Source organism: Neglectibacter sp. X4 (assembly GCF_009917365.1).
Taxonomy (GTDB): Bacteria; Bacillota; Clostridia; order Oscillospirales; family Acutalibacteraceae; genus Acutalibacter.
On the sequence record NZ_QWLE01000021.1, the window covers coordinates 1 to 1,257 of the forward strand.

Consider the following 1,257-nt stretch of genomic DNA (forward strand, 5'->3'; position numbering starts at 1 on the left):
ATTTCAGATTTGCGCAAGGCAAGGAAAAGCAGTATTTTCAAGGGTTCGCTTAAATATCTGCTTTACTCAAATAGGGGAAAATCGGCTCTGATAGTGACAAAAGAGTATCACGTTTTCCGGGTGTCCAGGTTATAAAGAACCTGGGCCAATTCCTGCCGGGTCACGGGGCTTTGGGGCCGGAATTTGCCGTTTCCATCCCCTATCATAGCGCCAGTTTCTTTGACGTGTTCCACGGCCTTTTCAGCCCAGCCGCTTACCGGCTTTTCGCCCTGCTCTTTCTGATACCGGGCCATGTACTCTTTGAACTGCTCATAACTCACTTTCGCTTCCTCCTTTGCCTTTTTCGGACCGGTCAGGGCGGGGTAATCCTTATAGGCAAAGTTGCCATCAAAGGCTTTGCCGCCAATGGTCAAGCGGTCTGTATTCTGCCAAATGCCATAGGGCTTGGCATACTCACACACGCTGTTCCACTGGGCAACCCATTTATCCCACCGATCCAGCCGGGAATTGTTCAGGTGGCTATTCCACCAAGACAAGGCCGAATATACTCCCACATACAACCCGGCCTTTTCAATGGCCGTGCAGAAGGTTTCACAGATAGAAACCAGATCGGCCCCGGCCTGCTGTTCATCCTCCACATCATACCACACACCATAGGCGGGTTTCTTGTCGCCCAAAAGCCTGAGAACGTGCTGGGCCTCACTCTTTGCCATATCCCGGTCAAGGGCATAGGAATAGAGGTAAGTCCCCCAAGGCATCCCGGCGACTTCCGCTTTGCGGACGTTTTCGGCAAAGCGCTCATCATCCTGGTATGTGAAATCACTGCCATAGCCACAGCGGATAATCACAAACTGAATTCCCGCCGCTTTCAAGGCATTAAAATCAACATTCCCGTTATGGACAGAAATATCTACACCCCTAGTCATTTTCTTCACCACCTTCCGCTTTATGTTTGAGTACGTCAATAGCCTGCATGATCACCGCCGGAATAGGAATACCCATAAGCCCTGCATTTTCAACAATGGATATTGTTTCATTGGCGATAAAGCCAATCACAACCGCATCGCGGATGAAATTGGCCCCGGTCACTAAATCCAGGCGGCAAGCTACCAGCACTACCAAGAGTGTTACCCCTTTGCGGCAAAGGCCCTTCCAACCGGCCCGGCTTTCCAATGTGCCATTAGGCGTTTTCTCTGAGTTGTGGAACACTCCGGCCACGATCAGGCCGGTCAGGTAGTCAATACCCATGAAAATCAG

General features: G+C 50.8%; 2 protein-coding genes. Both read right to left on the reverse strand.

All coding sequences use genetic code 11. The annotated features are described in order from the left end of the window. Positions 1 to 107 precede the first annotated feature (107 nt). Complete coding sequence (locus tag D1841_RS09230) at positions 108 to 926, reverse strand: GH25 family lysozyme (RefSeq protein WP_160643831.1); 819 nt, start codon at positions 924 to 926, stop codon at positions 108 to 110. Then, on the reverse strand, positions 919 to 1,257 hold a 339-nt coding region (locus D1841_RS09235; RefSeq protein WP_160643829.1), incomplete at its 5' end, for a holin family protein. The genes D1841_RS09235 and D1841_RS09230, both read right to left, overlap by 8 nt.

Bases quoted from the DNA above. Each gene is read 5' to 3' on its own strand.
- D1841_RS09230 (WP_160643831.1), bottom strand. From the start codon at position 926: ATGACTAGGGGTGTAGATATTTCTGTCCATAACGGGAATGTTGATTTT.